This is a genomic window from Robbsia betulipollinis (assembly GCF_026624755.1).
Taxonomy (GTDB): Bacteria; Pseudomonadota; Gammaproteobacteria; order Burkholderiales; family Burkholderiaceae; genus Robbsia; species Robbsia betulipollinis.
This window is the reverse complement of sequence record NZ_JAPMXC010000013.1, coordinates 26154-49915: the sequence shown is the minus strand read 5'-3', so window position 1 is coordinate 49915 and position 23762 is coordinate 26154. Positions and strand designations below refer to the sequence as shown.

The following is a 23762-nucleotide window of genomic DNA, read 5'->3' as shown; positions in this document are numbered from 1 at the left end:
CCGCCGTCACCCGAAGGCCGTTCCCGGTTCGATCCGGCGCAGCGGGTAGATCGCCCGCTGCGCGTTCGACATGCCGATGATCTCGCACTCCACCCCATAGACCGCGCGCAGCTTCGCTTCGGTCAACGTGTCGGCGGGCGTGCCCATCGCGCTGACCTGCCCCTGGTCCATGAGCATCACCTTGTCCGCGTACCGGCTCGCCTGGTTGAGGTCGTGCAGGATCATCAGGGTAATGACCCGATGTTCGCGGGTATGGTTCCGGACGTATTCCAGCAGGTGGAGCTGGTTGTTCAGGTCGAGGGCGGAGGTGGGTTCGTCGAGCAGCAGCAGACGCGGCGAACGCACCAGCGCGAGGGCCAGCGCGACCATCTGGCGCTGGCCGCCCGAGAGTTCGTCGGGGCAGGCGTGGGCGAGCGGGGCGAGCGCGAGGCGTTGCAGGATGTCTTCGGCGCGCGCCAGGTGTTCGGGCGGCGTGGCGAGGGTGTGATGCCCGAAACGTCCGCCGGCGCTGCCGTTCTGCACCAGCAGCAACAGGTCGAACACGCTCATCCGTACATTGCCGTGCGCGAGGCTCTGCGCGACATAACCGATCAGCGCGCTGCGCTCGTAGGGCGGCAGGCGGTCCAGCGCCCGGCCGTCGAGCCGGATGTCGCCCCGGTGCCCGAGCAGGCCGGCGAGCGCGCGGATCAGCGTCGTCTTGCCGGCGCCGTTGCAGCCCAGCACCGCGAGGCATTCGCCGTCGCGGGCCTGAAAGCGCACGTCGTGGAGGATGCGTTTGCGGCCGAAGGCGACGTTCAGTCCGTGGATCTCGAGCATCAGCGTCGGCTCCGTTTTTTCAGCCAGAGGATCTGCGCGAGGAAGAAGGGGACGCCGAGGAGCGACGTGACCATGCCGATCGGCAGGATGCCGCCGGGCAGGATCATCTTGCTGGCGATGGAGGCGAGCGTCATCACCAGCAGGCCGCAGGCGGCGGTCATCGGCAGCGACAGGCGCTGGTCCTCGCCCACCAGCAGGCGCGCGATGTGCGGCGCGACCAGTCCGACGAAGCCGACCACGCCGATCGTCGCGGTGATGCTGCTCGCGAGCAGCGCGGCGGCGAAGAGCATCAGGAAGCGCATGCGCGGCACGTTCAGGCCAAGCGTGACGGCCTGATCGCCGAAGCTGCGCAGCGCGGTGATGCTGCGGCTGTTCAGGAAGATCAGCGGCAGCAGCACGACGACGAGACCGGCGTTGATGCCCACCTTGAGCCAGCTGGATTTGAGGAGCGAGCCCATCAGCCAGAAGACCAGGGTCTGCAATTGATCGGCGTCGGAGAAGTACTGCATCATGCCGAGGATCGAGGCGAACACGAAATGGATCGCGATGCCGAGCAAGGTCACGGTCTCGATGCCCAGGCCGTCGCTGCGGGCGAAGAGGCTGATGAAGAGGACCGTGCACAGCGCGAAGAGGAAGGCGTTCAGCGAGACGAAAAGGTCGGGCGGCAGCCAGGGCAGAAACCCGGCCAGCGAGGTCTGGAAGACGATCGCCAGCGCCGCGCCGCATCCCGCCGCGGAAGAGATGCCGATGGTGAACGGTTCGGCCAGCGGATTGTCGAGCGAGGTCTGCATGAGCGATCCGGCCAGCGCCAGGCCGATGCCGGACAGCGCGGCGGTGAAGGTGATCGGCATGCGGATGTCGCGCAGGATGACCAGCGTGCCGGCATCGACCTCGGACGGATGCAGCAGCGCCTCCACGACCTGCCGCACGGTCAGCGTGCCGGAACCGATGGCGAGGTCGGCGAGAATCGCCAGCCCGCCCAGAACGACGACGACGGCCAGCAGCAGCAGCCGGCGGTGCATCCCGTGCCGGTAGCGCGCGGCGAGCGTCGGGGGAGTGTGCGCTGCGTGTCCTTCCGCCATCGTGACGTGCCCTTGCCTCATTGCGCCGGTGCCTTCGCTTCCAGGATCAACGGCGCGCTCGGGATCTGGGTGAAACGCGCGATGATCGCGTTCCAGTCGGCGGTGGGGTCGAGCGTGGCGAAGGCGGCCGGGTAGAGGATCTTCGCCAGATATTCGACGCCGACGATGTTGTACGCGTGGTTGTAGAACGCGTGGTAGATGCCGTAGACCTGGCCGTCACGCGCCGCCTTCAGTTGCGCGAAGCCGGGGCGCGCCGCGAGTTTCGCGAACGCGGCGCCGATACGGGACGCACTGGTGCCGTACCCGAAAGGCACGGCGGCATTGTTGTTGCCCGAGAGGTTCGCGCCGGTCATGATGTAGACGTCGGGCCGCGCGCCGATCAGGTTCTCCAGCGTGACGTCGCCCGAGGGGACATGCAGCAGGTCCGCGCCGACGTTATGCGCATCGACCGCCTGCAACAGGCGTCCCCAGCCCATCGTGGCATGGGTGAAGCAGCAGTCGTTGCCGCCGGTGAACCCGGCCTTGGCCTCGATGAACACGCGCGGCCGCGGGCCGGGGAGGGCTGCGATCGTTTGCCGCAGGCGTTGCAGGTGCGCGTCGTAGAAATCGACGTATTCCCTGGCTTCCTTCTCGCGGTTCAGCACGGTGCCGAGCAGCGCGACGCTCGTCGCGGTGTGGCCGATCGGGTCCTGCTCGGAATCGACGAAGACGACCGGGATCTTCAACTGCGCCATGCGTTCGAGCACATGGCTTTGTTCGAACGCGGGCCTGGCGCGCAATTGCGCGATGATCAACTGGGGCTGCTTCGCGATGACCGCTTCCAGATTGATGTTGCCCTGATCGGAGAACTTCATGTCGACGGCGGATTTCGCGTCCGGCCAGCGGGTCGACAGGACCTTCCACAGGCCCGGATCGCCCCGGGCGATCAGGTTGTTCCAGGCCACCACGCGCTGGAACGGGTCGTTGCGGTCGAGCAGCGCCATGGTCAGGATATCGCGTCCGTCCTGGATGACCACGCGCTTGGGTTCCTGCGCGATGACGACCGTGCGGCCGGCGGTATCGGTGACGGTGACGGGGTATTGGGTGGCGTGCGCGGGGGCGGCAACGGCGGCCATCAGCAGCGAGGCGATGGACAGAATGGCGGTGGTGAACCTCTTCACGTGACTTCCCGGTCGTGACGGCGGCCCGTCGATGGAGAAGCCAGCATGTTAACCGCAATACGGAAATGATTCGCATTGGCGTTGTTTCGCCGGATTACGGCGCCGCCGGACGCCGTGCCGTGGGGAAGCGGGTTACTTCGCCTTCTACTTCGATTTCTGCCACGCGCCGATGTGCATCTGCACGATGCCCGAGGTTTCCGCGGCGAACGCCTTTAGGTCGGCATTCTGGGCGGTTCTTGCTTCCTTCATGAAGGCGGCGCCGTCGAGGGCGTGGATGCGCTTCATTTCCGCCGCGTAGGCCATGTCGAAGGCCCTGCCCGAGAGCGATTTGAGCTTGTCGATGCGGTGCGTGAAGTCCGCGTTCAGGTCCGTCGGGAAGTCGTCGCCGTTGTCGGAAGCGATTTTCTTCAGCTTCGCGCCCACGCCTTCATGGTCGTGGACCTCGGTGTTCGCCATGTCCTTGATGTCCTGCGCCTGGGCCTTGTCGACGGCGACCTTGCTCGCCTCGACTTCGAACATGCCGCCCTGCGAGACTTTCGCGACGAATGCCTGATCGCCGGCGGACAGGGTGTCCGCCGCGAACGCGGTCGTGCTCAGGACCAGGGCGGCGCCGGCCGCGCCCAGGGCGCTCAGGAGGGCGGGACGGCGAATCAGCAAACGATGTTGGCGGCTCATGGTTTTCTCGGCAAGGTGGAAAACACTACTGCTTGCACCTTCCGTGCCAGTGCCCGTTCCCGTACCTCGCCAATTCTTACGAGACCCGCATGTCATGCGCATCCCAGAAATGAAAGGTCGATTTTCCCGAAGTCTTGGCCTTGTACAAGGCGGTGTCGGCGCGGTTCATCAACATCTCGAACGATTCCGCGCGCACGGCGAAAGCGATGCCGATGCTGGTGCCGACGACCGCCTGAATCCCGTTCGAAAGCGCGTAAGGCTGCGAAACATCCTCGATGATGCGGCGCGACAGGGTGGCGGCCTCGCTGGTGCTGCGGCCGTGGAAGACGATCACGAATTCGTCGCCGCCCAGTCGCGCGATCATTTCCGCGTCGTGCATGGTCAGGCTCAGGCGGTCGGTCACGCCCTTCAATACCTCGTCGCCTGCGCTGTGGCCGTAGAGGTCGTTGACGCTCTTGAACCCGTCCAGGTCGAGATACATGACAGCAAGGTCCATTGCCTGGCTTTCCATGGGTTCACCAAGCAACTGGCCCACCCGGTCGCTCAGGTAACGGCGATTCGGCAGCCCGGTGAGCGGATCGTGCAACGCCCGGTGCCGCATCTCGGCTTCCAGGCGGCGACGCTCGCTGACGTCCTGGATGATGATGACCGAGCTGCCGTCGGGGACCGGATTGCGCGTCATTTCGAGATAATCGCCGTCGCCGAGGTTCAGGTCGAGGGAGCGGCCGTCGTGCGAGAGCCAGCGCGCGCACCGGTCCATCAATTGCTTGCGAAAGGCGTCGCCGAACTTGGCGAGTCCGACCTGGCCGATGAATTCCGGCAGGGACACATTCAGCTTGAGCACTTCCACCGTGGCGCCGAACAGCTCGGCTGCCTTGCGGTTGGCGATGATCACCTTGCCGTCTTCATCGATCGTGCACAGCCCATGCGGCATGTGCATCAGCGCGGCGTCGAAGCGCGCGACGAGTTCCGCGTTGCGCTGCTCGGCCATCATCAGCGCGATGAGTCCCGTGTAGTGACGCTTGACGACCAATGTCATCGCCGCCAGATACAGGAAGAGCGGCGGGATCAGGATCCAGTAACCGTCGCCATACCGTATCGCCGCGCCGATGCCGATGGGCAGGATGCCCAGGAAAAGCTGGAAGACGGCAAGCCGGGGCAGCACGGAGTTGCGGGAGGCCACTCCGCCGAGCGTGCCGGCGATCGTCATCAGGGCGAGGCTGGCAAGCGGGGTGTGGGTGGAGAAGACGCACATGATCGTCCCCGATCCCTGGAGCAGGCAGGCCAGGGCCGAGAACGGCGCATACGCCGCCGCCCAGCGATGCGGCAGCGTCGGCGTGATCTGATTGCGATGCGTGTAGACCTGGATCAGCCCGATCCGCGCGGCGAGGGCGACGACTTCGCAGATCAGCCAGAACAACGCCCAGCGCTGCTCGAGCTGGATGAGGGTGACCGATGCAAGGAAAATGGCCGCCGTGCCCGCCAGTACCAGGGAGCGTGATCCCGACACCATCGTGGCGAGCATCGTGGCGCGAACCGCGGGCGAGACGGGTTGAGGCCCCTTGACGGGTGTCGCCAGAAGAAAATCAAGAAAAAATGAAGCACGAGCCATGATGAGCTGCTTTTGCGGTTATTGTTTTTCCAGTCATCTAGAGATTACCGCCGTTTCAGATTGCGCGACATGACATTATTTCCGGCCATTGGCTTGCCGTCCGGAGAGCCCGCTGTAAGGATGGGGTATGTTTGCACACCGGCACGGCCCGAAAGCACACCCCGAATCGTCATTCCAGGACCCGCTTATCCATGTTTGTCATATCGATCACGATCGCCATTACCGTTGTCGTCACGCTCATCGCTGTCTTGATCGTTGCGAATTTTTCGAGCGGGGAAAAAAAGGTCGAACACAATATCGACCGTCTGTACGCGAGCGGCGATCCGCAGTTTCTCCGCTCGATGGGCGCGCTGCTCGGGCCGCCGGTCGCCGAGGGCAACCAGGTGGAGGTTCTGTTGAACGGCGAGGAGATTTTCCCATCGATGCTGGCAGGCATCCGTGCCGCGAAACGTACCATCACGTTCGAAACCTTCATTTATTGGTCGGGCGAGATCGGCGAGCAATTCGCGCATGCGCTGTCGGACCAGGCGCGTGCCGGCATCGCGGTGCATGTGCTGCTCGACTGGGTCGGCAGCTCGAAGATGGACCGCCGTTATCTCGACCAGCTCAAGCAGGCCGGCGCCCAGGTGATCCAGTACCACAAGCCGCACTGGTCCGGGCTGGGGCGCATGAACAACCGGACGCACCGCAAGCTGCTGGTCATCGACGGGCATATCGGTTTCACGGGCGGCGTCGGCATCGCGCAGGAATGGACCGGGCACGCGCAGGATCCGCAGCACTGGCGCGATACGCATTTCCGGCTGGAGGGGCCGGCGGTCGCGCACATGCAGTCGGTGTTCATGGACAACTGGATCAAGGCGACGGGCGACGTGCTGCACGGCGGCGAGTATTTTCCGGAACTCGCGCCCCGCGGAGACAGCACCGCGCACATGTTCAGCAGTTCGCCCACCAGCGGCAGCGACGACATGGAACTGATGTACCTGATGGCGATCACCGCGGCGACATCCACGTTGAATCTCGCGAGCGCGTATTTCGTGCCGGACGCGCTGGCGATCAACGCGCTGGTGGAGGCCCGCAAGCGCGGCGTGAAGGTGCGCATCATCACCCCGGGCAAGCATATCGATACGCATACGGTGCGGGAGGCCTCGCGCGGTTGCTGGGGCGATCTGCTGAAGGCCGGCGTGGAAATGTTCGAATACCAGCCGACGATGTTTCACGTCAAGCTGCTGGTGGTGGACGAGTACCTGGTATCGGCCGGATCGACGAATTTCGACAGCCGTTCTTTCAAGCTGAACGACGAAGCCAATCTCAATATCTACGACCGCGCGTTCGCCGCGCGGCAGAATGCGATTTTCGACGCGGACATCGGACGGTCGAAGCAGGTGACGCTCGCGGACTGGGAGCGGCGGTCGATTTTCGAGAAATTGATCGAGAGGGTGCTGCCGTTGATCGACGGGCAGTTGTAGGAAAGCGCGCTTTCGTCGTGGCAGGGACGAGCAATCGATGGCCGCCCTTCATACCTTCAACTTGTCCGGCATCGTCACCACTTCCATCGGGTCCACGTGCGCCTCCAGCAGCGCCGGCCCCGGCGCGCGCAGCGTCGCCTGAATCGCATCGGCGACCTCGCCCGGCCGCACGCATCGGAAGCCCTTCACGCCGCAGGCATTCGCGACCTGCACGAAATCGACCGCGCCCAGCTCGCACCCGTAGTTCGGGTAGCCGGCTTCGCGCTGCTCGAACAGCACCTCGGCGAGCACGTCATTGCGCAGCACGAAAATCTTGACGGGCAGCCGGTTGAAGGCGGCCGTCGACAACTCCGCCATCAGCATCGCCAGCCCACCGTCGCCGACGATCGCCACCACCTGCCGCCCCGGATACGCGAGTTGCGCGGCGATGGCGAACGGCAGGCCGGGGGCCATGGTGGCGAGCATGCCGGTGGCCACCAGTTGCTGGTCGCGGCGCACGGTCAGAAACCGCGCGGCGAAGTGCGTGTTCGCCCCGCAATCGAGACAGATGACGGCGTCGGGCGCCAGCGCGTCGCTGATCGCGCGGACGACGCTTTGCGGGCGCAGCGGCACGCGATGCGTGGCGGCGACCTGGTCGAGGAGAGCGTTCCATTGCGCGACGCGTCCCTGGGTTTCGCGCAGGAAGGCATCGTCCTTTTGGCGCAGGAGCGGCAGCAGGCCGCGCAGCGTCGACTGCGTGTCGCCGACCAGGCCCACCTCCACCGGGTAGCGCAGGCCGATGCGTTCCGGCATCAGGTCGATCTGCACCCCGCGCGCGGCGCCCGGCGTGGGATAGAAATCGACCCACGGCATCGTCGAGCCGATGATGAGCACGGTGTCGCAGCGGTGCATCGCTTCCTTGGAGGGCAGCGTGCCGAGATGACCGATGCCGCCGGTCGAGAAGGGCGAATCGTCGGGCAGCGCGGCGCGGCCCAGCAGGGCCTTGGCGACCGGCGCGTTCAGGCGCGCGGCAAGCTGTTCGAGTTCGGCGCGCGCGCCGAGCGCCCCCTGACCCGCGAGAATCGCCACGCGGCTGCCGGCGTTGATCAGGTCCGCGGCCGCTTGCAGGTCCGTTGCGGATGGCGCCGGCGCCGGACGGCGCCAGGCGGTGGACGTGCGCATCCCGTGATTCTCCATCGACGGTTTGTCGTCGGCGATCGTCATCGCCTGAACGTCCTTCGCGATGGTGAGATGCGCGACGCCGCGCCGGCCGAGCGCGCTGCGGCAGGCGATGTCGGTGACGATCAGGGCGTGCCGCGCGCCGGTGACCACGGTGTTGTAGAGCGCGACGTCCTCCATCAGCAACGGGGTCTGCACGCCTTGCATGAAACGCGTGCCCTGCAGATCGTGGAAGGTCAGGCCGGTGATCGCGAGTACTGGCGCGCCGTCGAAGTGGGCGTCGTAGAGACCGTTCATCAAATGCACCGCGCCGGGGCCGGTGGTCGCCAGGCACACACCCAGCCGGCCGGTGGCCTTCGCCCAGCCGGATGCCATGAAGGCGGCGGCTTCCTCGTGGCGCACGCCGACGAAGCGGATTTTGTCGCGGCGTTTGCGCAGGGCTTCGATGACGGGGTTGATGCCGTCGCCGACGATGCCGAAGACATGATCGACGTTCCAGGCGATCAGCGTCTCGACGATGACATCGGCGGTGGTCAGGTTGTCGGCGGCGTCGAGCACGGGCGGGGCGGCCGGAAAGGACGACTGCGCGGTGTTGTTGTCAGAACCGGTCGTGCCCGTCACGCTGGCCGCACCCGACGTTCCCGCCGGTGCGGTCTGCGCGGCGACGAGACGACTGGCCAGCAAACCGATCCCGCCGGATGCGGCCGCCGTCAGGATCGAGCGGCGCTGGGGAGAGACGGGTGCCCGGACGGCCTCCCCCGGCGTGGCCGGAGCGGAATCGGAGGGGCGCGGAAAGTATCGGGGGGAAGGGTCATCACGGGCTCGGAGGGGGGCGGGATCGGATCAAGGGCAGCAAGGCCTGTTCCTGTAAGCCCCCTGTAGCCCGGCGTGCGCCGGGGGTGAAACGTTTGTCGTCCTCAGCGCGAAACGCTCGCCGCCACCGGCGCGGCCCGGGAAAAACGCCGGGCGCCCAGCACGCACAGCACGACGAGCGCCGCCACGCCCACGATGCGCGCGCCCACCGGTTCGTGCAGCAGGAGGGCGGCGAGCGCAAGCCCGAAAAAGGGCTGGAGCAATTGCAGTTGCCCCACCGCGGCGATGCCCCCCAGCGCCAGTCCCCGGTACCAGAAAATGAAACCGATCAGCATGCTGAAGATCGAGACATAGGCGAAGCCGAGCCAGGCGCTCGCGCCGATCGCGTGCCACGACGCCGGCCGCGCGGCGAACGCGAGCGGCAGCATCGCCGGCAGCGACAGAACCAGCGCCCAGCAGATCACCTGCCAGCCGCCGAGCCGGCGCGCGAGCCGGGCGCCTTCGGCATAGCCGAGACCGCAGACGACGATGGCGGCGAGCATCAGGGCGTCGCCCACGCGCGAGCCGCCCTGGCCCAGCAGCAGCGCGTAGCCCGCCACGATCGCGCCGCCCAGTCCCGAAAAGATCCAGAACGCCGGGCGCGGCCGCTCGCCGCCGCGCAGCACCGCGAAGAGGGCGGTCGACAGGGGCAGCAGGGCGACGAAGACCAGGGAGTGCGCGGCGGTGACATGCCGCAGCGCGAGCGCGGTCAACAGCGGGAAGCCGATGACGCCGCCGCCGGCAATGAGCGCGAGCGACGGCAGGTCGCCGCGCGCCGGCCGTTTTTCCCGAAAAGCCAGCAGCAGCGCCAGGCTCAGAAGGCCGGCGACGGCGGCCCGCGCGAGTGTGAGAAAGACCGGGTCGAACGCCGCGACGGCAGCCCGCGTGGCCGGCAGCGAACCGCTGAAGATCACCATGCCCAGGAAGCCGTCGATCCAGCCGCGGGTGGTTTTGTCCATTGCATCGTCCGGTGGGGGATTGGCCTGCCAGTATTGACGCGCGGGGCCTGTTCTTTCCAGGGACAGTGCATTACAGTTGGGCGAAACTGTATGGCATAAAAACCAGTACACATGGCGACACTTTCGCTGGCGGAGTTCCAGGCAGGCATGACCGACGAAACGATTCCTCCCATCCGCGCCGCGACGCGCGTCGAACAAGTGATGCTGGCGGTGCGGCAGCGCATCGCCTCGCGCGAGCTGGGCGCGGGGACGAAAGTGCCATCGATCCGCAGCTTCGCGCATACGTTGCAGGTGTCCACGTCCACGGTCGTCGAGGCCTATGAACGTCTTGCCGCCGAAGGCGTGATCCAGGCGCGCCGCGGTTCCGGTTTCTACGTCGGCGGTCACGCGTCGCGGCTCTCGCTGGCCGGGCTCGCCGGCAGCGGCGCGCGGCGCGACCGCGCGGTGGATCCGCTGTGGATTTCGAGACAGTCGCTCGACGCGGGCGACGCTGTCTTGAAACCGGGTTGCGGCTGGCTACCGGCTGCCTGGATGCCGGAGCCGGCGGTGCGCCGCGCGTTGCGGGCCCTGGCGCGCGCGCCGGGCGCCAGCCTGACCGATTACGGCACGGCGCTCGGCATGCCGGCGCTGCGCCAGCTGCTGGCCCGCCGCGTGGCGGAGCACGGCATCGAGGCGGCGCCCGACCAGATCCTCCTGACCGAATCCGGCACGCAGGCGATCGATCTGCTGTGCCGCCTGCTCGTCGAGCCGGGCGATACGGTGCTGGTCGACGACCCGTGTTATTTCAATTTCGTGGCGCTGCTGCGCGCGCACCGGGTGCGCGTGGTCAGCGTTCCCTTCACGCCGACCGGGCCGGATCTGGCGCGGTTCGAGCAGGCCCTGGCCGAGCATCGGCCGCGTCTCTACGTGACCAATTCCGCGCTGCACAATCCGACCGGCGCGACGCTGTCGCCCCTGGTCGCGCACCGCGTGCTCAAGCTCGCCGAGCAGACGGGCCTCACGATCGTCGAGGACGACATCTACGGCGATTTCGAACATGACGCCGCGCCGCGTCTCGCGGCGTTCGATGGTCTCGAACGGGTCGTCCATATCGGCAGTTTCTCCAAAAGCCTGTCGGCGGCGACGCGCTGCGGATACGTGGTGGCGCGACGCGAATGGATCGAGGGTCTGATCGATCTGAAGATCGCGACGTCGTTCGGCGGGGGCCGGCTGTCGGCCGAGATCGTCCACGGCGTGCTGAAGGACGGCAGTTACCGGCGGCACATGGCGGCCTTGCGTGGCCGCCTGGCGCAGGCCATGGCCGAGACGCGCGCGCGCCTGAAGCCGCTGGGCATCGTGCCCTGGGTCGAGCCGCGCGGCGGCATGTTCGTCTGGGCGGCGTTGCCGGATGGGCTCGACGCCACCGCGGTGGCGGGATGCGCATTGGCCGAGGACGTCGTGCTGGCGCCGGGCAATGCCTTCAGCGTCGCGCAGACGGCGCGCAGCTTTCTGCGCTTCAATGTCTCGCAATCAGCCGACGACCGGGTCATCCGCGTGCTGGACGCGGCGATGCGTTCGGCGCGGCGCTCGGGAAATCAAAAATAGGAAATCAAGAACAGAATGCCAAAAAAGAAGCGCGCAGGCCCGACGTCGAGGACGGGACTGCGCGCTTCGGGGTACGACGATTTTTTCGACGAACAGGCGTCAGACCGCGGTCGCGCCGTTGTCGGCATCGGCCGCCGGTGCCGGCGTGTGGTCTTCGTCATGCTTCAGATGCGGCTTCTTGCCCGGCTGCGGAGCGTGCTCGGCATCGGGGGCGATCGCTTCGCCGTGGTTCTTCTTCTCTTGTTGCACTTTTTTGTCGTGCGCGACATTACGGGGATCAGTCATCGAATTCCTTGAGAATGGTCGAGATAAAAATGTCGGCCTGCTTCGACGATTATACGCAGATCGCTATTTGTCGCTGAGGCCGGCCGTCGCGTCGCGCATCGTCGCCCCGGTCAACTCGAGAAACGCCGCGACGATCGGATTGGCCTGCTGCATCTGCGGGCAGACGGTGAACCCGCGAAACACGATGCGTGGCGCGAACGGCCGGAACACGATGCGCCGTGGATCGGCATCCACGCAGGCCAGCGGGTTCACGACGCCGATGCCCAGGCCGCGCGACACCATCGCGCAGATCGTCGCGCCGTAAGGCGTCTCGATGACCGGCGCCTGGTGCACGCCCGCCTGCTTGAGCGCATGGTCGAGCGCCGCGCGGGTATCGTCGAGATAGGAGGGCAGGACCAGCCGCTGGTCCTTCAGGTCGCTTGCCTGGATGCGTTTGCGCGCGGCGAGCGGATGCGCCGCCGGCAGCGCGCAGACGCCCGCCAGCCGATACAGCGCCGCGCTCGTCACGCCGAATGCCTCCGGCGTGGTGGTGGCGAAACCGATGTCGCAGTACGCCGATGAGGCCCAGCGCTGGATCGTCCCCTCGCTGCGCATTTCGAGCGACACCGCGATATTCGGATAGACGGCGAGAAAGCGCTCGATGACCTGCGGCACGAAGGAAAGCGCGAGCACGGGCACCGCCACCAGCCGGAGCCGGCCAGTGCCGAACTGGCGGATCTCGCGCGCCGAGTGCGCGAGCTTCTCCAGCCCGACGAAGCTGCGTTCCACCTCGCGATAGAACGCGCTGCCGGCATCGGTCGCCTGGATACGGCCGCCGCTGCGCGTGAACAAGGCCAGCCCGGTCGAGGCTTCCAGTTCCGCGATCAAACGGCTGATGCTGGGTTGCGAGGTGCCGAGTTCGTCGGCCGCGGCCGTCATCGAACCGCGCAGCATCACCACCCGGAATGCCTCGATCTGCTTCTGGTTCATTCGCTTCCCCCGCCTCGCGTGTTCCGGAATCCGGCCAGCATGTCATATCAAAAATGAATGGCAGACGTTTTTGACCGTATTTGACCGGATGGTCCCCGCAAACCTAGACTGCCTTGACAGCCTCTTTTCCCGAAAAACCGCATGCGACCCGACACCCTGCTGTTCCACGACGATTTTCGCATCGCGCCGTACTGGTGGGACGCGGCGCCGCCCGAGACGGCGCGCGCGGCCTTGCCCGCGGCGGCCGACGTGGTGATCGTCGGCAGCGGCTACTGCGGTCTGTCGGCGGCGGCGGAGGCGGCGCGGGCGGGCCGCTCGGTCGCGGTGCTCGACGCCGGGGAGATCGGCGCCGGGGGCAGCACGCGTAGCGGGGGGATGGTGTCGAGCGGGCAGAAGCTGGCCTTGACCAATGCGATCCGCGGCGTGTCGCCGGAGCGCCTCGCGCGGCTCATGACGGAGTCCCTGAGGAGTTTCGATTTTCTCAAGCGGCTCGTGGCCGACGAGGCGCTCGACGCGGACCTGCAGCTCACGGGCCGTTTTTTCGGTGCCTACACGCCGACGCATTTCGAGCGGCTGTGCCGCCAGGGCGACCTGCTGCGGGAGAAGACCGGCGTCACGGTGCATCGGGTCTCGCGCGCCGGGCAGCGCGCCGTGATGGGGTCGGATTTCTACTACGGCGGGATCATCGTCGACGACTACGGCGGTCTGCATACCGCCAAGTATCACCGGGCGCTGCGAGACCTCGCGCGGCGGCGCGGCGCGGGCCTGTATTCGCACGCGGCGGCGACACGCATCGAGGGCAGCGCCGGGCATTTCGTGGTGCATACCGCGCGCGGCGCGATCGCCGCGCAGCAGGTGCTGGTGGCCACCAACGGCTATACCGGGCCGCTGCTGCCCTTCCTGGCGCGGCGCGTCCTGCCGGTCGCCAGTTATCAGATCGCGACCGAACCGCTGCCCGCCGGTCTGATGGCGGTGTTGAATCCGGGGCGCCGGATGATCAGCGACTCGAAGCGCAATCTCTTTTATACCCGCCCGTCGCCGGACGGCACGCGCATGCTGTTCGGTTCGCGCCCGGCGATTCGCGAAGTCGACGAGCGTGCCGGCGCGCGGATCCTGCACGCGAAAATGGTCGAACTCTGGCCGGCGCTGCGCGACGTACGCATCACGCATGCATGGAAGGGCTATGTCGCGATGACCGGCGACCGGCTCGCGCACATCGGCGTGCGCGACGGCGTGCATTTCGCAACCGGATGCAACGGCAACGGCGTGGCGCTGATGAGCTATCTCGGCAGCCGTGTCGCGCGCTGCCTGCTCGGCCTGGAACGCAGCTTCGGCGCGTTCGGCGAGGGCGCGTTTCCAATCAGCCCCGGGGGGATGCTCAAGCAGGTCACCGTGCCGGTGGGCGCGGCGCTGTACGCGCTCGACGACCGATGGGACGCGCGCGCACGGGGCGCGCTGTATTGATGCGCCCGGCTTGATGCGCCCCATTTCGGGCGCGCCCGGGGTTGTCGAAATCGTCGTTCCGAATGCAGGTCACACTTCAATGGAGAAAACATGATGCGCTTTCGTCCCTCGCTGAGGCTTGCCTCGCTCCTCGTTTCCCTGAGCTTCGCGGCCGTGACGGCGCTGGCGCATGCGGAGGACGTCGGCACCTTGACGCCCGGCAAGCTGATGGCCGGTGTGGATTCGAACAGCAAGCCCTACTCCTATGTCGACAACGGCAAGATGACGGGCTTCGACGTCGAGTTGATCCGGGCGATCGCGGCGAAGCTCGGGCTGAGCGCCGAATTCCGCGCGCAGGATTTCAGCGGCTTGCTGCCCAGCGTCGCGAACCAGCAGCTCGACCTGGCGGCGGGATCGATCTCGATCACGAAAGACCGGCTCAAGATGGTCGACTTTTCCGAGGGCTATCTGACCGGCCTGCTGAGCGTCGCGGCCTTGCCCGGCAGCCCCATCACGGCGGACAAGGCGTCCGTCACGGGCAAGCGCATCGGCGTGGTCCAGGGCACGATCGAGGACACCTATTCCGAGACCTATCTGCCGGGCGCCAATATCGTGCGGTTCCCGAACGTGAACGCGGGCTTCCTGTCGCTGCGCTCGAAATACATCGACGGCTATTTCATCGACAAGACCCTGGCCGACGGTCTGCGCGGCAAATATCCGGACCTGCACATCGCCACGCCGCTGGATATCTCCGCGGCGAACCTGCCGGCGGGCTTCCCGATGCACAAGGGCAATGCGAAACTGGAGGCGGCCGTGAACAAGGCCATCAACGAACTCGTCGCCGACGGCACCTGGCTCAAGCTCTATATGCAGTTCAATCCCGGCTACCCGAAACCCCAGAGCCTGCCGCCGTACACGATGAAGTCGGCGGGTTGAGGAGCATGCGATGAATGCCTTCCTGTCGAATTTTCTCGATTGGCCGTTGATCATCGGTTCGTTGCCGGCGCTGCTCGGCACGGGGCTGGTGAACACGCTGGTGCTGTCGCTGTTCTCGACGGTCCTCGGCATCATCCTGGGCATGGGGATCGCGCTGATGGCGGTGTCGAACCAGCGCTGGCTGGAATTTCCGGCACGGGTGTTCGTCGATGTCTTCCGCGGCCTGCCGGCGGCGCTGGTCATTTTGCTGGTGGGGCAGGGCCTGGCGCCGCTCGGGCTGTCGCTCTTCGGGCCGAATCCCTATCCGCTGGCGATCGTCGCGCTGGGGCTGATCTCGTCGGCCTATATCGCCGAGATCTTCCGCTCGGGCATCCAGAGCGTGGGCAAGGGGCAACTGGCCGCCTGCCAGGCATTGGGCATGCCGTACTGGAGCAGCATGCGGCACGTGATCGTGCCGCAGGGCATCCGCCGCATCCTGCCGGCGCTGGCGAATCAGTTCATCTCGATCGTCAAGGATTCGAGCCTGGTGTATTTTCTGGGATTGCTGATGTCGCAGCGGGACCTGTTCACGATCGGGCAGAATACGTCGGTCAATACCGCGAATCTGTCGCCGCTGGTGGCCGCGGGCGTGGTGTATCTGGTGATCACCATTCCGCTCACGCATGCGATCAATCATCTGGACCGCTGGACCAACCGCCATGCGAACCCGACATCCGGGCGGCAAGGCAGACGGGCGAAGCGCGTAACGCGCGGCGGGCCGAACACCGGGCGCCAGAACGGCCCCGACGACACGCCCGCGGGCAGGATCATTCCGGGCAATGCCGCCCATTTTCAGGCAAGAGAACCATGGGACCGCAAGTAGACACCGTCGCCGACGACCAGACCCTGCCCCACGAAGTCGACGTGGTGGTGGTGGGAGGCGGCATCATCGGCCTGAGCACCGCGCTGTATCTGAGCGAGAAAGGGCAGCGCGTGGCGCTGTGCGAGAAGGGTCACATCGCGGGCGAGCAATCCAGCCGCAACTGGGGCTGGGTGCGCATGACGCACCGGGACATGCGCGAATTCCAGTTGAGCATCGAGAGCCTGAAGCTGTGGCGCACGCTCGATCGCACGCTGGGCGTGGAGACGGGTTTCAAGCAGTGCGGCATCCTGTACATGACCGACGACGACGCGACGATGGCCGGCCACCGCACGTGGCTCGAGCGGGCGCGGCACGTCGCGGGCGACGCATTCGATACGGTGGAAGTGGATGCGAAGGGGGTCGCGGCGTTGCTGCCGGGCGCGAGCATGTCTTTCAGGGGCGGTCTGTACACCGCGGGGGACGGCCGCGCCGAACCGCAGCGCGCGGCACCGGCGATCGCGAACGCGCTGCGTCGGCGCGGCGTGAAGATCCTCACGCCCTGCGCGGTGCGCGGCATCGAAACCAGCGCCGGGCGCGTGAGCGCCGTGGTGACCGAACACGGCACGATCCGCTGTCAGAGCGTGGTGGTGGCGGGCGGCGCGTGGTCGCGGCTCTTCTGCGGCAATCTCGACGTGGCGTTGCCGCAGTTGCTGGTGCGCGCGTCGGTGCTGCGCACCGCGCCGATCGAGGGCGGTCCCACCGTCAGTGCGAGCAACAAGTCCTTCGCGTTTCGCAAGCGCGCCGACGGCGGCTATACGATCGCCCCCGGTTTTCGCACCAATACCGATCTGACGCCCGACTGCTTTCGCCTGCTGTTCCAGTACCTGCCGGCGTTGCGCAGCCAGATGGGCGCGATGCGGGTGGGAATCGGCGCGCGGTTTTTCGAAGAGTGGCGGCGCGCCCGGCACTGGGCGCTCGACCGGCCGACGGTCTTCGAACAGATCCGCACGCTCGACCCGGAACCCACCGTGGCCTTCACCGATGCGGGCCTGCGCGAATTCATCCAGGCCTTCCCCCATCTGCGCGCCGCGCGGATCGCGCAGCGTTGGGCCGGGTATATCGACGTGACGCCCGATGCCATTCCGGTGATTTCCGGCGTCGATCAGACGCCGGGCCTCTTCATCAACACGGGCTTTTCGGGACACGGTTTCGGCATCGGACCGGCCGCGGGCAAGTTGATGGCGGATCTCGTGACCAACGACACGCCGCTTGTCGACCCGCGGGCGTTTCGCCTGAACCGTTTCAGCGACGGCACGAAAATCGTCATCGATGCGGGATTTTAAGGGGATATCCATGAGTCAGGAATCCATGAGTCGGGGATCCATGAGCCGGGGAACGGCCAAGGTCGCGATGATCTCGGGGGCGACCCGGGGCATCGGTCTGGAGATCGCCAGGGAGTTCGCGCGGCGCGGCTATCGCCTGTCGCTGGGCGCGCGCGATCCCGCGACGGCGGCGGCCACGTTCGCGACGTTCGCGGGGAACGACGCCCTGACGTTCCCGTATGAGGCCCGCGCACGCGACGCGGGACGCGACTGGGTGGCGGCCACGTTCGAACGCTTCGGCCGCATCGACGTGCTGGTATGCAGCGCGGGTATCTGCAAGCATATCGGCCTGGAGGAGGGCAGCGACGACTTGCTCGAGGAAACGCTCGACATCAACGTGCAGGCGCCGTTTCGTCTTGTCCGGGCCGCGTTGCCGCATTTGCGCAAGCCGGGCGATGCGCGGGTCGTGCTGCTGTCGTCGCTCTCGGGCAAACGGGTCAGCAACCTGAATGTCGGCTATCAGATGTCCAAGCATGCGGTGATCGCGCTCAATCACGCGGTGCGGCGCGCCGGATGGCAGGACGGCATCCGCTCGACGGCGATCTGTCCGGGTTACGTCAACACGGACATGGCGAGCGGCATCGCGGACATCGGTCCCGAGGCCATGACGCAACCCGGGGACGTGGCGCGGATCGTCGCGGACACGGTGGCGTTGCCCAACACCGCGAGCGTGGCGGAAATCCTGGTGAATTGCCGGTACGAGAACCTGCTGTAAAGACGACACGTCATGAAGACGGACGTGACGCAGCCCGCATCGATCATCGACGCGGGCTGCGTGGCACCGTGACGGGCGTTGGCCGTGATGGCAACGCCCGCGTGCATGCCGCTTAGAAGCGGTACGTCGCGCCCACCTGGAAGGTCCGGCCGATGTAGGTGTACAGCGACTGGTCGTAGCCCGTGTAGTAGGGGTAGCCCTGCCACTCGACGTCGAACGGCGGACGCTTGTCCATCAGATTGCTGATACCGCCGTAGATCGTCCAGTTCTTGAAGCCGCGGTAGGCGGTGAACAGGTTGAACTGGCTGTACGAAGCGACCTGGTGATTGCCGCCGTCGCCGTATTCCTCGGCGATCGCGTTGGTGTACGGGCCCGTGTACTGCCACGTAAGCGTGGTCGTGAAGCCCTTGTAGCCCCAGGTCAGCGTCGTGTTGCCCTTCCAGCGCGGGTTACTCGCACCGAACGGCTGGTTCAACGCATAGTTGTTGCCCGCGAAGTCCTGCGTCGTGCCGTCCGTGTTGTGCAGCTTGAAGTGCCACACATAGGTCCAGTCCGCCGCCAGCGTGAAGTTGCCTGCCGGCGAACCCACCGTCTTGCGGAAGTTCAGGTCGAAACCGTCGGTGTCGAGCGCGCCCAGGTTGACGAACTGCTGGTTGATGTACTGGATATTGCCCGCCGCGTCCCGGATGACGACGCTGGGATTGTTCGCGACGATCAGCGCTTCCGGGTCGGCCGTGCCGATCACGCCATCGATGCGGACCTTGTAGAAGGCCGCGCCGATATCGAGCGAGCGGTCGGGCGAGAGTTCGAAGCCGATGTTGTAGTTCTTGGTGTGCTCCGGCTGCAGATTCTTGTTGCCGTTGGTGTCCTCGGTCGTGAACGCCTTGGTCGAACCGCCTGGCGCATACGGGTCCAGCAGCGTCTGGTGGCCGATGTAGGTTGCCTGCGAGTTCTCGACCAGCGTCGGCGCACGGAAGCCGCGCGAATACGATGCGTAGGTCGTGACTGCCTGCACCGGTTGATAACGCAGTGCGAAACTCGGCGAGAACGCGCCGCCGAAATCGCTGTAGTGGTCGTAGCGGCCGGCCTGCGTGAAGACCAGGTTGTGCAGCAGCGGAATCTGCATCTGGTAATAGACGGCGGCGACGTTGCGCGAACCCTGGACCGACTGCACGTTCGCCGGCGCGGTGATGCCCAGCGACGAATACGTCTGCGGGTTGATCACCGAGCTTTCGTGACGGAACTCGGTGCCGAAGCCCAGACCCACATCGCCCGTGGGCAGATGGAACAGATTGCCGGTGGAGGTGGTGGCCGAGACCGCGTCGGTTTTCGAGATGGCCTGCTGGTAATCGTTTTGGAACAGGCCGTTTTCGCCGTTCGGCGTCAGCGCCGGGTTGGCGAAGTTGAGGATGCCGTTGTTGATGATGTTATTGACGGCGGCGGTGTTCAGGACGTTGGTGTACGTGGTGTCGACCGTGCTTTGCGAATGGCCGGCATCGACGTTCCAGTCCCAGTCGCCCGCCTTTGGAATCGAATAGGATCCCTTGACGCCGGTCGATGCCTTCCAGTAGGTGGAAACCGTGTCGTTGCTCGTCGTCGCGTTCGGGAACGCGTAGTTGAGCGTGGTCGGTACGCCGTACGGGTTGTACGGGTTGCTGGCCGGCACGACGCGCGAAATAGGTGCGACCGTACCGGTGGTGGGGTTGTATACGTTCGACAGGCTGGTCAGCGAGGCGATGCCCGACATCTGGTACGTCTCGTTGCGGCTGCCCCACAGATCGACGTACGCCTGGGTGGTGTCGTCGATCCGGAACGTGCCGCGCATCTTCGCGTTCAAACGCGTGATCGCCGGGTTCAGGGAGGTGTCCTGGGTGGTCTTGTACGAGCACGACGCGCCGCCCGTCAGCGTGGTGCTGCCACCAACGCAGTTCGATGCCGGCGCGGTGGTGCCGTCGGGCAAGGTCCAATACTGCTGCTTCTGGTTGGGCGGTTGATTGGTGCCACCGCCGTACTGCGTGAAATCGCTGTTCGCGGTCATGTCGCGGTCGGCCAGCGTCGAGCCGGAATCGCGATACCAGCTGGCGGCGGCGGTCACGTTCCAGCCGTCGGTGTTGACGTTGCCCTTGCCGGCCAGCACGCTGAAATTGCCCTGGCCGTCGCCCGGGTGCTGCGCCTTGCCCAACTGCCCGTCGATCTGCAGACCCTGATAATTCTTTTTCGTGATGATGTTGACGACGCCCGCGATCGCGTCCGAGCCGTATTGCGAGACGGCGCCGGTCTTGACGATCTCGATGCGCTCGACCATGTTCATCGGGATCGTGTTGACGTCGAAGAACGTATCCGTGAAGTTCACCGCCTTCGCGTAGTTCGCCACGCGCTGACCGTCGACGAGCACCAGCGTGTACTTCTCGCTCAGACCCCGCAGCGCGATGCCCGCGCCCCCCGGCGCGGTGGTCGACGAGGTCGCCTGCGACCAGCTGCTCGCCGAGTTCGCGGACACGCCGCGCAGGAAATCGGCGACCGTCGTGTAGCCCGATTCCTGGATCTGGCGGGCGGTGACGGTCTGCACTTCCGTGTTGCCCACCTTGTCGGCGGTGCGGATCAGCGATCCCGTCACCTCGACGCGCTGCAACTGGCTCACGCCCGGGGTCGACGCCGAGGTAGCGGGCGACGCCGCGGACGTGGTCGAGGTCGTCCCGGCCAGACCGGTATCCGTCGACGCCGCGGATTGTGCTTGCGCGAGCGGACTCAATGCCGCGCTCAACAAGAGTTCGGCACCCACGATCCGCTTGATTGCCGTTACCAGTTTCTTCTGTTTCACGTGCTACCCCTTCAGGTCTGAAATCCCATATTTTGGTGAACCAACTATGCCGCCACGATCGTCGCGGGGCAGCTCATGCAGTGCGGTGGGACACGGCTTTTGTCGTATGTGGGGGCCGGGTCTCAGGTCGCCGTCGCATCGCATCGTTGGCGAAAGCCCCGCCGATTGTGTCGACAGGACCGGTCATCAAAGCGGTGGCATCAAATGCATGAGGTATGCCAACTCCCGGCGAAATTCCGAAAAATCGAACGACCTCTTCATTCTTTTCACCGTAACAATTTGAAATGATTGGGAATTGAAGTAACGTTTTGTAATGCGACGCACGCCTTACGGAAACGTAATATTCAGCCCGGCTATCACAAAAATTATCTTTTCATATTGTTTGTAGAAGTTTTGTGGAGCGTGCGATGCTTTTAACGGTGCGTGTAATGCACCAAAAGAATTCGGTAAACACAAAGTCGGTGCGGACGCCGTTCAGGACTTCGGTGGTGCCGGACGCTGTGTTTCGCAAGGAAGGAAGCGTAATTTAAAAAATGGAAATTCTTTGTATTTTTCCTTCATATACAAAGAGATAAAAGAGAAAAGAACCTGGTGGGGAAGGTGCTACCATGGCGGCTCGGCACCGTTTGAGTGCCTGATATTACATATTACTTACAAGGCACCAACATCGCGCAAAAATGCACAAAAACCGCGATGGCGGGCGAGCGAAAATTTTTTTGAAAAAGAAAAGCGGCGGTCGGGCCCGGGATTCCCGGACCCACCGTGTCGGGTGGGCGATTTGATGGTTTACCCTCGAAAGTTTATAAATGATCCGTAAGATCATGGAGTTGGATGTCGCGTCGTTCCCACCTCCGCCTGCGCGTGTCGCGAACTGGCACAGACGGTGCTTTTAAGGTGCCGCTTCTCGGAACGGCTCTTACCCGGAACCCGCCCGCGCGATGACCATCCGTTATTCACGCTGAACCGTCACCTGTCCTAATGGAGTCCGCAGTGCTGCAAACCCTGATTAACTATTCGTCCCAGTCGATGGGCCTCATCCCCTTGCTGGCACTGATCTTTCTGCTTGGCGTGGCCATCATCATCGAGCGGCTGGTATTCTTCGCGCGCGCCGTGCGCACCGGCAGGACCATCGAGTACGACCTCAAGCACGTCACGGCGAACAATGCCGTGGACGCGGAGAAGCTGGTGACGCATTACTCGTCGACCGTGCAGGCCGAGCTGGTGCGTTCGGCGCTCAAGGTGAAGGGGCAGCCCGAGGCGGAAGTCGAGCGGGAACTCGAGGAAACCATCATGTTTCAGATGCCGCGTCTCGACCGCAACCTGTGGGTGCTCGACACGGCGGTGACGCTCGGTCCGCTGCTGGGACTGCTGGGCACGATTTTCGGGATGGTGCAGTCGTTCAACGTCCTGGGCGCGAGCGGCACGTCGAACCCGAATGGCGTCACCGGCGGTATCGGCCATGCGCTGACGGCCACCGCCTGCGGCCTGATCATCGCGATCGTCTGCGTGATCTTCCTGAACTATTTCAACAAGCGCATCCGGATGACGGTGAATCAGTTCGATCTGATCAAGTCGATGCTGGTGTCGCGGTTTGCCGCCTGAAGCCAGACCGGTCCAGGCCATTGAGATAGAGAGGTCGTAGATGAGAAATCACCGCAGTCATTATCTGGGCGCAGAGGAGAAGGCACGCATCGAGATCATTCCGATGATCGACATCATGATGTTCCTGCTGGTCTTCTTCATGCTGGCGACGCTGAAGATGATCCAGGGCGCGGGCATCAAGCTCGACCTGCCGCAGTCCAGCACCGCCGAGCAGTTGCAGAAGACGGTCAAGGTATCGATCGGCGTCACGAAGACCGGCGAGCTGTATATGGATGCAAAGCCGATCGATGCCAACACGCTGTCGGCGCGGCTCAAGGGCCTGGTGCAGGGCAACAGCAACGTCGACGTGGCGATCGCCGGCGATGAAGGCGTCGATTACAAGAAGATCATCGGGGTCATGGATGTGGTCCGCGCCGCGGGCATCAGTTCGGTGGCGTTGGTGACCAATCCCGCGACATGACGCCGGGATCCCCAACATGAGCGAATCACTCCCCCGTCTGGGCGGCGCGTTATGGGCGTCGCAGGAGCAGGCGCCCGGCCATAGCCGCAAGGCGATGTACGTGGCGCTGCTCGGCGCGCTGATCGTCGAAGGCGCGATCATCTTCGGCATCTCGCATATCAGCATTGCACCGCCGCCCCCGCCGCCGAAGGAAATGCGCGTGCGGATGGCGCCGCCGCCGCCGCCGCCCCCGCCGCCGCCCGTGGTAAAGAAACTGGAGCCACCGCCCGCGCAGCCGAAACAACCCACGCCGAAGCCGCCGCCACCGGCCAAGCCGGCGGCGGTGCCCAAGCCGGCGAAGATCGCCGCGGCCGCGCACCCGGCCGCGCATGCGCCGGCGATCGCGACCGCGCCGGCCGATACGACGCCGTCGCCCCCGACCGCCGCGACCGGACCGGCGCCGACACCGGCGCCGCCGGCACCCCCCGCGCCCGTCGCACCGCCCGCGCCGCCCGCCCTGCACGGTGTCGTCGACGGCCGTGGTCATTGTCAGTCGGTCCAGCCGGTGATCCCGCAGCGCGCGTTGCAGCAGGGCATCTCCGCGGACGTGACCGCGCACCTGTCGATCAATCCGGACGGCAGTGTGGGCGACGTGAAGATCGTGCGGAGTTCCCCGCCCACCTCGGTCTTCAATGACGCGGTGATCACGGCGGCGAAATCGTACCGCTGCGAGAAAAACGCGATCGCGTACGTGGGCGAGGTGACCTTCTCGTTCAAGACGACCGCGGGCAGCGACGACGAATAGACAAGGTTTCAGGCCGTGGCGGTTGCCGCTATGATCAATCCGGTCAAGGCGGTGCCGCCAGGCGTGCCGCGGGCGAGGCGCCGTGATCCGGCAATCCGTCCGCGGCATGCTTTCGGTGAGCCGGGGCGCCAGCGGCACGGCGCCCCGGCAACTGCCTTGC

The 23762-nt window shown here is 65.5% G+C and carries 20 protein-coding genes; 10 read left to right on the top strand and 10 right to left on the bottom strand.

The features are described 5' to 3' along the window. Nucleotides 1–6 precede the first annotated feature (6 nt). The 5 genes from OVY01_RS22180 to OVY01_RS22160 all read right to left on the bottom strand — a co-directional run bounded on the left by OVY01_RS22180 (nt 7) and on the right by OVY01_RS22160 (nt 5345). A complete protein-coding gene (locus OVY01_RS22180; RefSeq protein WP_267849800.1) occupies nt 7–816 on the bottom strand; it encodes an ABC transporter ATP-binding protein in 810 nt (269 codons plus the stop codon). Beyond that, complete coding sequence (locus OVY01_RS22175; protein WP_267849799.1) at nt 816–1919, bottom strand: FecCD family ABC transporter permease; 1104 nt, start codon at nt 1917–1919, stop codon at nt 816–818. The genes OVY01_RS22180 and OVY01_RS22175 overlap by 1 nt, the downstream gene beginning before the upstream one ends. Then, on the bottom strand, nt 1916–3058 hold the full coding sequence (locus OVY01_RS22170) for an ABC transporter substrate-binding protein (protein ID WP_267849798.1): 1143 nt from the start codon (nt 3056–3058) through the stop codon (nt 1916–1918). The genes OVY01_RS22175 and OVY01_RS22170 overlap by 4 nt, the downstream gene beginning before the upstream one ends. 144 nt (nt 3059–3202) lie before the next feature. Continuing rightward, nucleotides 3203–3733 carry a DUF4142 domain-containing protein gene (locus OVY01_RS22165; protein WP_267849797.1) on the bottom strand — a complete coding sequence of 177 codons (531 nt, stop codon included), beginning with the start codon at nt 3731–3733 and terminating at the stop codon, nt 3203–3205. A 76-nt stretch (nt 3734–3809) separates the two neighbouring features. Next, nucleotides 3810–5345, bottom strand: coding sequence for a sensor domain-containing diguanylate cyclase (locus OVY01_RS22160; protein WP_267849795.1), 1536 nt, complete (start codon nt 5343–5345; stop codon nt 3810–3812). A 191-nt stretch (nt 5346–5536) separates the two neighbouring features. Here OVY01_RS22160 and cls point away from each other — a divergent pair, with 191 nt between their 5' ends. Next, complete coding sequence (gene cls, locus OVY01_RS22155) at nt 5537–6811, top strand: cardiolipin synthase (protein WP_267849794.1); 1275 nt, start codon at nt 5537–5539, stop codon at nt 6809–6811. A 48-nt stretch (nt 6812–6859) separates the two neighbouring features. Here the strand turns inward: cls and OVY01_RS22150 are convergent, their stop codons facing one another. Next, a complete protein-coding gene (locus OVY01_RS22150) occupies nt 6860–8653 on the bottom strand; it encodes a thiamine pyrophosphate-binding protein (protein ID WP_267849793.1) in 1794 nt (597 codons plus the stop codon). 233 nt (nt 8654–8886) lie between these two features. Beyond that, nucleotides 8887–9780, bottom strand: a complete 894-nt coding sequence (locus OVY01_RS22145; protein ID WP_267849792.1) for a DMT family transporter — start codon at nt 9778–9780, stop codon at nt 8887–8889. A gap of 111 nt (nt 9781–9891) precedes the next feature. Between OVY01_RS22145 and OVY01_RS22140 the strand changes: the two genes are divergently transcribed. Beyond that, nucleotides 9892–11364, top strand: a complete 1473-nt coding sequence (locus OVY01_RS22140; protein WP_267849791.1) for an aminotransferase-like domain-containing protein — start codon at nt 9892–9894, stop codon at nt 11362–11364. Between the two features lie 99 nt (nt 11365–11463). Here OVY01_RS22140 and OVY01_RS22135 read toward each other — a convergent pair whose 3' ends face one another. After that, nucleotides 11464–11649 (bottom strand): hypothetical protein, encoded by a 186-nt coding sequence (locus OVY01_RS22135; RefSeq protein WP_267849790.1) that lies wholly within the window; start codon nt 11647–11649, stop codon nt 11464–11466. A gap of 63 nt (nt 11650–11712) precedes the next feature. Further along, nucleotides 11713–12618: a LysR substrate-binding domain-containing protein gene (locus OVY01_RS22130; RefSeq protein ID WP_267849789.1), complete on the bottom strand. Its 906-nt coding sequence runs from the start codon at nt 12616–12618 to the stop codon at nt 11713–11715. A 141-nt stretch (nt 12619–12759) separates the two neighbouring features. Between OVY01_RS22130 and OVY01_RS22125 the strand changes: the two genes are divergently transcribed. The 5 genes from OVY01_RS22125 (at nt 12760) to OVY01_RS22105 (ending at nt 17935) form a co-directional block, all read left to right on the top strand. Then, nucleotides 12760–14082, top strand: a complete 1323-nt coding sequence (locus tag OVY01_RS22125; RefSeq protein WP_267849788.1) for an NAD(P)/FAD-dependent oxidoreductase — start codon at nt 12760–12762, stop codon at nt 14080–14082. Between the two features lie 93 nt (nt 14083–14175). Continuing rightward, nucleotides 14176–14997, top strand: coding sequence for an ABC transporter substrate-binding protein (locus OVY01_RS22120; RefSeq protein ID WP_267849787.1), 822 nt, complete (start codon nt 14176–14178; stop codon nt 14995–14997). Nucleotides 14998–15007: 10 nt separating this feature from the next. After that, complete coding sequence (locus OVY01_RS22115) at nt 15008–15859, top strand: amino acid ABC transporter permease (protein ID WP_267849785.1); 852 nt, start codon at nt 15008–15010, stop codon at nt 15857–15859. After that, the gene (locus OVY01_RS22110; RefSeq protein ID WP_267849784.1) at nt 15844–17181 is read left to right on the top strand and encodes an NAD(P)/FAD-dependent oxidoreductase; all 1338 of its coding nucleotides are present in this window, start codon (nt 15844–15846) and stop codon (nt 17179–17181) included. The genes OVY01_RS22115 and OVY01_RS22110 overlap by 16 nt, the downstream gene beginning before the upstream one ends. A gap of 25 nt (nt 17182–17206) precedes the next feature. Beyond that, entirely contained in the window at nt 17207–17935 is a 729-nt protein-coding gene (locus tag OVY01_RS22105; protein WP_267849782.1) for an SDR family NAD(P)-dependent oxidoreductase, read from the top strand. 112 nt (nt 17936–18047) lie between these two features. Here the strand turns inward: OVY01_RS22105 and OVY01_RS22100 are convergent, their stop codons facing one another. Beyond that, on the bottom strand, nt 18048–20756 hold the full coding sequence (locus OVY01_RS22100; protein ID WP_267849781.1) for a TonB-dependent receptor: 2709 nt from the start codon (nt 20754–20756) through the stop codon (nt 18048–18050). Nucleotides 20757–21746: 990 nt separating this feature from the next. Between OVY01_RS22100 and OVY01_RS22095 the strand changes: the two genes are divergently transcribed. Genes OVY01_RS22095 through OVY01_RS22085 form a run of 3 tightly spaced genes read left to right on the top strand, consistent with a single transcriptional unit; the run spans nt 21747 to nt 23602 of the window. Beyond that, nucleotides 21747–22358 (top strand): MotA/TolQ/ExbB proton channel family protein, encoded by a 612-nt coding sequence (locus OVY01_RS22095; protein ID WP_267849780.1) that lies wholly within the window; start codon nt 21747–21749, stop codon nt 22356–22358. Between the two features lie 40 nt (nt 22359–22398). Beyond that, entirely contained in the window at nt 22399–22818 is a 420-nt protein-coding gene (locus tag OVY01_RS22090) for an ExbD/TolR family protein (protein ID WP_267849779.1), read from the top strand. 16 nt (nt 22819–22834) lie between these two features. Then, a complete protein-coding gene (locus tag OVY01_RS22085) occupies nt 22835–23602 on the top strand; it encodes an energy transducer TonB (RefSeq protein ID WP_267849778.1) in 768 nt (255 codons plus the stop codon). Nucleotides 23603–23762: the final 160 nt, after the last annotated feature.